This is a genomic window from Mesorhizobium sp. M7D.F.Ca.US.004.03.1.1 (assembly GCF_003998635.1).
GTDB classification, from domain to species: Bacteria; Pseudomonadota; Alphaproteobacteria; order Rhizobiales; family Rhizobiaceae; genus Mesorhizobium; species Mesorhizobium loti.
In genome coordinates this window covers 1-7,594 of record NZ_RZQG01000224.1, presented here as the reverse complement: position 1 = coordinate 7,594, position 7,594 = coordinate 1, and the positions used below count along the sequence as shown (strand labels likewise).

Here is a 7,594-nt window from a genome sequence, read left to right as displayed (position 1 = left end):
AGCGGGCCTGCATTTCACGCCGGAGCTTTTTGCAGCGCTTGACGCCAAGGGCATCGAACGCCGCTTCGTCACCTTGCATGTCGGCGCCGGCACGTTCCTGCCGGTGAAGGCGGACGACACCGCCGACCACAAGATGCATGCCGAGACCGGTTCGGTCAGCCGAGAAACCGCGGATGCGCTCAATGCGGCGAAGGCGAAGGGCGGGCGCATCGTTGCTGTCGGCACGACCTCGCTGCGGCTGCTGGAGAGTGCGGCGCGTGAGGACGGCACTCTGCTTGCATGGTCCGGCCCGACCGATATCTTCATCACGCCCGGCTACCGCTTTCGCACCGCCGACATGCTGATGACCAATTTCCACCTGCCGCGCTCGACACTGTTCATGCTGGTTTCGGCCTTCAGCGGCCTCGAGACGATGCGCGCGGCCTATGCGCATGCCATCGAGAACCGCTACAGATTCTATTCCTATGGCGACGCAAGCCTGCTTTTCCGAGCGGAGACGAGCGATGGACAGTCGCTCGACAAGCAGGCACCGGGCGCCCCGGTCCACGACAAGGAATTCAATGGCTAAGCCGTTCAGCTTCAAGGTTCTGGCGACTGACGGTAAGGCGCGGCGCGGTGTGATCGACATGCCGCGTGGCGAAATCCGCACGCCGGCCTTCATGCCGGTCGGCACCGGCGGCACCGTCAAGGCCATGTATATGGACCAGGTGCGCGGTGTCGGCGCCGACATCATCCTGGGCAACACCTACCATCTGATGCTGCGGCCTGGCGCCGAGCGCGTGGCGCGGCTCGGCGGCCTGCATGAATTCGCCCGCTGGCCGCATCCGATCCTGACCGACAGCGGCGGGTTCCAGGTGATGTCGCTGTCGAAGCTGAGAAAGCTGACTGAAAAGGGCGTCACCTTCCGCTCGCACATAGACGGCGCCGCCTACGAGATGTCGCCGGAACGCTCGATCGAGATCCAGGGGCTGCTCGATTCCGACATCCAGATGCAGCTCGACGAATGCACGGCGCTGCCGGCCGAGATGAAGGAGATCGAGCGCGCCATGGAGTTGTCGCTGCGCTGGGCCGAGCGCTGCAAGACGGCGTTCGGCGACCAGCCGGGCAAGGCGATGTTCGGCATCGTGCAAGGCGGTGACAATGCAGCACTGCGGATGCGTTCGGCGCAGGCGCTGAGCGCAATGGAGTTGAAAGGCTACGCCGTTGGCGGCCTTGCCGTCGGCGAGCCGCAAGCCGTGATGCTCGAAATGCTCGACATCACCTGTCCGGAACTGCCAGCGGACAAACCGCGCTATCTCATGGGCGTCGGCACGCCTGACGATATCCTGAAATCGGTGGCGCGCGGCATCGACATGTTCGACTGCGTGATGCCGACACGGGCCGGCCGCCACGGCCTTGCCTATACAAGGCGGGGCAAGGTCAATCTGCGCAACGCCCGCCATGCCGACGATCCGCGTCCACTGGATGAGGAAAGCGATTGCCCGGCCGCCCGGGACTACTCGCGCGCCTATCTGCATCATCTGGTGCGCTCGCAGGAAGCGCTTGGCGCCATGCTTTTGACCTGGAACAATCTTTCCTACTACCAGAAACTGATGCAGGACATCCGCGCTGCGATCGAGGCCGGCACCTTCCAGGCGCGCGGCGCAGAAATCACCGAGGGCTGGGCGAGGGGCGATATCTCGTTGCTGTGAGGCCTCAAGTGCTGAGCGAATTCGACGCGCGCAGGCTGCAGCCGGTGATCTGGAATGTGCCGTCGGGCTGTTGCTGCAACGTGTAGACAGCCTCGTAGTCCTTGCCGTCGGGGCCGACGATCAGTACCTGCTGGACGATCGAACCCGGGGCCGTCTCCTCGACCTTGCCGAAGGAATAGGTCTGCGGCTTGCGCACCGGCGGGTAGCCGTTTGTCACCATGTTCATGAAGGCATCGACGGTCGGGAAAATCCGTTTCACATTAGGCGCGGCGAAGCTATAGGCAGTGGCGCCGTCATTGGCGATGAGTGCCTTCAACTGGCCATCGATGACGGACTGCCCTGCCTTGATCTCGGCATCGCCGGCAAATGCCGACGACACAAAGAGGAATGGAACGAATGCGAATGCGAAAAAGGCGCGGCGCATGGCCTGTCTCCGTTGTCCCGCGGAATATCTTCCCTCAAAAATAGTGCTGTCCGAAGACGCATCATAACATACGCTTGGCAGCGCATCGCGGTTTCAGCGATTGCGAATAATCGCTGGCGATCGGCGGCAGGTTGCAGCCTGTGGCGGAGCTGCGGGAGCTCGTAGCCCAGGTCCAGGCCGGCTGAGCATTCATTCCAGCGCTTGAAAGCCCGCCTCCAGTCTGCCAGAAGGGCCGCTGGACTTGGACGTTTAGCGGGACGAAGCCATGAAGGCGTTTTTCGTGCAGATCAAATGCGAGTTGGGCAAATCCTATGAGGTTGCCAGCGCGCTTGCCGATGCCGAGATCGCTTCGGAAATCTACTCCACCGCCGGCAATTACGATCTGCTCGCCAAATTCTATGTCGACGACGAGGAAGACGTCGGCCATTTCGTCAACGAGAAGGTGCAGATTCTCCCCGGCATCAAGGACACCTTCACCGTCGTCACGTTCCGCGCCTTTTAGCCATCGAGCGCACTTGCCCGGACACGAGGCAAAGCCTGATTACCGTCATATTTCGGCTGCCTTAATTTTAGGCAGGTGCAACATACTGATCGCCCGTATCTCCCAAATCACCGATTGCGCTTGATTTTCTCCGGCGACGCCAGTGAAATGGCGTCACAGGGGAGTATGCGATTGGCAGCGTTCGATGAAATGCTTCCGGAAGTCTCCGGATTGAGAAGACCATATTCGGCTTATGATCGCTGGCTGAAGGAGCAGGATCCGGCCAGGTTGACCGAGAAAATGCAGGACGCCGAACGCGTCTTCCGCAAGACCGGCATCACCTTCGCCGTTTATGGCGAGCAGGAAGCCTCCGAGCGGCTGATCCCGTTCGACATCGTTCCCCGGATCATTTCAGGCAATGAATGGCGCCGCCTCACGCAAGGCATCGAGCAACGCGTGCAGGCGCTGAACGCCTTCCTCGACGATATCTACCATCGCCAGGAAATCCTGCGGGCAGGGCGCGTTCCCAGGGAGTTGATCGCCAGGAACGAGGCATTCCTGCCGGAAATGATAGGCGTCAGGCCGCCGGCTGGCGTCTATACGCACATCATCGGCGTCGACATCGTCCGCATCTCAGAGGACGAGTTCTATGTGCTGGAAGACAATGCGCGCACGCCGTCGGGTGTCTCCTACATGCTGGAGAACCGCGAGACGATGATGCAGCTGTTTCCCGAGCTGTTCCAGAAGATCAAGGTGCGGCCGGTGGAAAACTATCCGCAGCTTCTGCGCCAGTCGCTGGCGGCGGTGCGGCCGCAAAGCACCAAGGGCGCGCCGACCATCGCGGTGCTGACGCCCGGTAGTTTCAACTCCGCCTATTTCGAACACGCCTTCCTCGCCGACCAGATGGGCGTGCAACTGGTCGAAGGCCAGGATCTGCGCGTTGTCGATGGCCACGTCGCCATGCGCACGACCGAAGGCTACAAGCAGATCGACGTACTTTATCGCCGCGTCGACGATTCGTACCTCGATCCACTGACGTTCCGGCCGGACTCGGCGCTCGGCGTGCCCGGCATCATGGATGTCTATCGGGCCGGCAACATCACCATCGCCAACGCGCCGGGCACCGGCATCGCCGATGACAAGGCGATCTATTCCTACATGCCCGAGATCATCGAATTCTACACCGGCCGCAAGGCGATCCTCGGCAACATTCCGACCTGGCGCTGCTCGGAGCCGGACAGCCTGAAATACGTTCTCGAACACATCGACGAACTGGTGATCAAGGAAGTGCACGGTTCCGGCGGCTACGGCATGCTGGTCGGGCCGGCGGCGACCAAGAAGGAATGCGAGACGTTTGCCAAGAAACTGGCGGCAAAACCCTCGAATTACATTGCCCAACCGACCCTGGCCCTGTCGACTTGCCCGATCCTGACGGAAAAGGGGCTGGCGCCACGCCACGTGGATCTCAGGCCTTATGTGCTGGTCTCCGATCGCATCCAGATTGTGCCCGGCGGGCTGACCCGCGTGGCGCTCAAGGAAGGCTCACTGGTGGTCAATTCCTCGCAGGGCGGCGGCACCAAGGATACGTGGGTGCTGGATGACTGATTTCCATTTGAAGGTTCTTGCATGCTTTTAGGCCGCACCGCCAACGGGCTCTATTGGATGAACCGCTATATCGAGCGGGCGGAAAACATGGCGCGCTTGGTCGACGCCGGCCTGCGCATGGCGCTGACTCGTACCCAGAGCGCCTCGGAAGAGTGGAATTCGGTGCTGCTCAGCGCTGGTTCTGACGTCACTTTCAGCCAGAAATATTCTGATTATACCGCCGCCAATGTCGCCGACTTCCTGTTGCGCGACACGTCGAACCCGTCGAGCACGATGGCGTCGATCGAAACGGCCCGCAACAATGCCCGCATGGTGCGCACCGCGCTGACGCGCGAGACCTGGGAAAGCATCAACGAAGCCTGGATGTCGCTGAAGCGGATGCTGGCCAGGCCGATCGACGAGCGCGACCTGCCCAGCGTGCTCGATGCGATCAAGCGCGAGACGGCGCTGATCCGCGGCTCGTTCTACGGCACCATGCTGCGCAACGAGATCTTCGACTTCTCGCAGCTCGGCACCTATGTCGAGCGCGCCGACAACACGGCGCGCATCCTCGATGTGAAATACTACGTGCTCCTGCCGTCGATCTCCTGGGTCGGCTCGACGCTCGACAACTACCAGTGGGAATCGATCCTGCGTTCTGTGTCGGCACATCGCTCTTATCGCTGGGTCTATGACGCCGATTACAAACCGACGAACATTGCCGACTACCTGATCCTCAATGTCCGCATGCCGCGGTCGCTGATGTTCTGCTATCGCTTCCTGTCGGAGCATCTGAAATTCCTCGGCGACGACTACGGCGAGCGCCATGCCTGCCACGCAACGGCCGAGAAAACGCAGGCAATGCTGAGAGCGGGATCGATCAAGGATATTTTCGATACCGGCCTGCATGAATTCCTGGCCAATTTCATTCGCGATAACACCAAGCTGGGCGACGAAATCGCACAAGATTACCGGTTCAACTGAGCATGGTCCCGAACCGGAGGACCGCGATAGCGAAAAGTGGGAACCGGTTTTCGGACAAGATCATGCTCACAAACGGAAAAAAAGCATGCGGCTGAAGATCACCCATCGGACCGAATACCGCTACGATGCACCGGTGCACTATCTGTTGCAGCGGCTGCGGCTGCTTCCGGTCAGCGGATCGACGCAGACCGTTCTGTCCTGGGCGCTGGCCATCGAAGGCGCGCGCGAAGAGGTTCGCTTTGTCGACCATTTCGGCAACGACACAAGGCTGTTGAGCGTCGAGGGCGAGCGCGACTTCATCACCGTGGAAGCATCAGGCGAAGTGGTGACGCGCGACACCGCAGGTGTCTCGGGACCACACCAGGGCTTTACGCCGCTCTGGCTGTACAGCCATGAAACGCCATTGACGACGATCGGCAGCGGTGTTCGCGAACTCGCGGCATCGGTCGGCAAGGGCACCGACATCGAGAGGCTTCACCGGCTGATGGCTGTCATCGGCGAGCGCGTTGCCTACACGCCCGGCACCACCAATGCGGCGACGCCGGCGGAGGAAGCCTTGGCGCTCAAGACCGGTGTCTGCCAGGATCACACCCATATCTTTGCCGCCGCGGCGCGCGCCATGGGCTTTCCGGCTCGCTATGTCAGTGGCTATCTGATGCTGGATGCAACGGTTGAGCAGGCCGCAAGTCACGCCTGGGCCGAAGCGCATGTGTCGGGTCTCGGCTGGGTTGCCTTCGATGCCGCCAATGGCATTTCGCCTGACGAGCGCTATGTAAAGGTGGCAACGGGCCGCGACTACCGCGACGCCACGCCGGTGTCGGGAATTCGGCTGGGACAGGCGGAAGAACAGCTTGCGGTCACCGTCACGGTGGAGCAGTAATCTTTCGCAAGATTGCTGCCAGAAGAGATTCCATGACTTATTGCGTTGGCCTGAAGATCGATCGCGGGCTCGTGTTCATGTCGGACACGCGCACCAATGCCGGCATGGATTCGATTTCCACCTTCCGCAAGATGCATATCTGGGAGCAGCCGGGCGAGCGCGTCATCGTTTTGATGTCGGCGGGCAATCTGGCGACGACGCAGGCCGTGGTCAGCCTGCTCGACGAACGCACTAAGGCAATTGCCGACCGTCACGCCACGCTTCTGGAAACGCCGTCGATGTATCAGACGGTGCGGCTGGTCGGCGATACGGTCAAGGAGGTCATCGCCAGTTCGTCGCCTGCGGGCGAGAAGGCGGATTCCTACTTCAATGCTTCCTTCATCCTCGGCGGCCAGATCAAAGGCAGCGAGCCGCGCCTGTTCATGATCTATCCCGAAGGCAATTTCATCGAATCGACCGATGACACGCCGTTCTTCCAGATCGGCGAGACCAAATATGGCAAGCCGATCATCATCCGCGCCTATGAAAAGACGATGAGCCTCGCCGAGACGGTGAAGCTGCTTTTGGTGTCGTTCGATTCGACATTGAAGTCGAACCTGTCCGTCGGCTTGCCGCTCGACCTGCTCTTTCTGGAGAAGGACGCCTTCAAGGTCGGGTTGAAGAAGCGGATCAGCCAGGACGACCAGTATTACCGCACGATCTCGGACGGCTGGTCGAATGCGCTTAAGACGGCCTTTGCCAGCCTGCCGGATTTTCCTGGCTAGGGTGCGCGAAGTTCGCCGCCGGCGGTTGCGTATATTTCACGCGTTAATTAATAAAGAGGCCAGCCGCTATGGATGGCCGCGAGGGATCATGTCGGGAGGACAGGATGAACAACGATGAGTTCCGGGAATGGTCGCGGCGCGCCGCCGACTGGGGCGCCGACTACCGCGACACACTACGCGAACGGCCGGTACGGCCACTGGTCGAGCCCGGCGACATCTTCAAAAGCATCGAGGCTTCGCCGCCCGAAGACGGCGAACCGATGGACCGGATCTTCGCCGACTTCGAAGAGAAGATTCTGCCGGGGATGACGCACTGGCAGCATCCCCGCTTTTTCGCCTATTTCCCGGCCAATGCGGCGCCGGTCTCGGTGGTGGCGGAGTATCTGGTCTCGGCGATGGCCGCACAGTGCATGCTTTGGCAGACGTCGCCGGCGGCGACCGAGCTGGAAACGCGCACCGTCGACTGGATGCGCCAGGCGCTCGGCCTGCCGGAAGGTTTTTCCGGGGTGATCCAGGATTCGGCCTCGTCGGCGACGCTGGCCGCGGTGCTGACCATGCGCGAGCGGGCACTCGAGTGGCAAGGCAACAAACAGGGCCTGGCAGGGCAGACACGGCTGCGCATTTATTCGTCCGACCAGGTCCACACCTCGATCGACCGGGCGATCTGGGTGTCAGGCATCGGCGAGGACAATCTCGTGCGCATTCCGGTAGGCGGCCGCTTTCGCGCCATGGACACGGCAGCGCTCGAGGCGGCAATCACCGCCGACGCAAGCGATGATGCCGGCC

The 7,594-nt window shown here is 61.4% G+C and carries 9 protein-coding genes; 8 read left to right on the top strand and 1 reads right to left on the bottom strand.

Annotation, left to right across the window (positions count from 1 at the left end; translation table 11 throughout):
- Nucleotides 1–568, top strand: a 568-nt coding sequence (locus tag EN935_RS14905; protein ID WP_164771138.1) for an S-adenosylmethionine:tRNA ribosyltransferase-isomerase, incomplete at its 5' end; no start/stop codon positions are given.
- Nucleotides 561–1,691: a tRNA guanosine(34) transglycosylase Tgt gene (gene tgt / locus EN935_RS14900; protein WP_127263076.1), complete on the top strand. Its 1,131-nt coding sequence runs from the start codon at nt 561–563 to the stop codon at nt 1,689–1,691. The genes EN935_RS14905 and tgt, both read left to right, overlap by 8 nt.
- 4 nt (nt 1,692–1,695) lie before the next feature.
- Here tgt and EN935_RS14895 read toward each other — a convergent pair whose 3' ends face one another.
- Nucleotides 1,696–2,115: a DUF4864 domain-containing protein gene (locus EN935_RS14895; protein WP_126069025.1), complete on the bottom strand. Its 420-nt coding sequence runs from the start codon at nt 2,113–2,115 to the stop codon at nt 1,696–1,698.
- Nucleotides 2,116–2,380: 265 nt separating this feature from the next.
- On the opposite strand from EN935_RS14895, the gene EN935_RS14890 reads away from it, so the two are divergent.
- The 6 genes from EN935_RS14890 to EN935_RS14865 all read left to right on the top strand — a co-directional run.
- Nucleotides 2,381–2,617 (top strand): Lrp/AsnC family transcriptional regulator, encoded by a 237-nt coding sequence (locus tag EN935_RS14890; RefSeq protein ID WP_010909609.1) that lies wholly within the window; start codon nt 2,381–2,383, stop codon nt 2,615–2,617.
- 171 nt (nt 2,618–2,788) lie between these two features.
- Nucleotides 2,789–4,201, top strand: a complete 1,413-nt coding sequence (locus tag EN935_RS14885; protein ID WP_164548689.1) for a circularly permuted type 2 ATP-grasp protein — start codon at nt 2,789–2,791, stop codon at nt 4,199–4,201.
- 21 nt (nt 4,202–4,222) lie between these two features.
- Entirely contained in the window at nt 4,223–5,164 is a 942-nt protein-coding gene (locus tag EN935_RS14880) for an alpha-E domain-containing protein (RefSeq protein ID WP_109669149.1), read from the top strand.
- Between the two features lie 85 nt (nt 5,165–5,249).
- Nucleotides 5,250–6,044, top strand: a complete 795-nt coding sequence (locus tag EN935_RS14875) for a transglutaminase family protein (RefSeq protein ID WP_109669147.1) — start codon at nt 5,250–5,252, stop codon at nt 6,042–6,044.
- 32 nt (nt 6,045–6,076) lie between these two features.
- On the top strand, nt 6,077–6,808 hold the full coding sequence (locus EN935_RS14870) for a peptidase (RefSeq protein WP_127263075.1): 732 nt from the start codon (nt 6,077–6,079) through the stop codon (nt 6,806–6,808).
- Between the two features lie 104 nt (nt 6,809–6,912).
- Nucleotides 6,913–7,594: pyridoxal-dependent decarboxylase (locus EN935_RS14865; protein WP_164771137.1), on the top strand; the 682-nt coding region annotated here is incomplete at its 3' end.

Excerpts from the sequence above, each read along its gene's own strand:
- tgt (WP_127263076.1), top strand. The coding sequence starts at position 561 with ATGGCTAAGCCGTTCAGCTTCAAGGTTCTGGCGACTGACGGTAAGGCG.
- EN935_RS14895 (WP_126069025.1), bottom strand. The coding sequence starts at position 2,115 with ATGCGCCGCGCCTTTTTCGCATTCGCATTCGTTCCATTCCTCTTTGTG.
- EN935_RS14890 (WP_010909609.1), top strand. The coding sequence starts at position 2,381 with ATGAAGGCGTTTTTCGTGCAGATCAAATGCGAGTTGGGCAAATCCTAT.
- EN935_RS14880 (WP_109669149.1), top strand. The coding sequence starts at position 4,223 with ATGCTTTTAGGCCGCACCGCCAACGGGCTCTATTGGATGAACCGCTAT.
- EN935_RS14875 (WP_109669147.1), top strand. The coding sequence starts at position 5,250 with ATGCGGCTGAAGATCACCCATCGGACCGAATACCGCTACGATGCACCG.
- EN935_RS14870 (WP_127263075.1), top strand. The coding sequence starts at position 6,077 with ATGACTTATTGCGTTGGCCTGAAGATCGATCGCGGGCTCGTGTTCATG.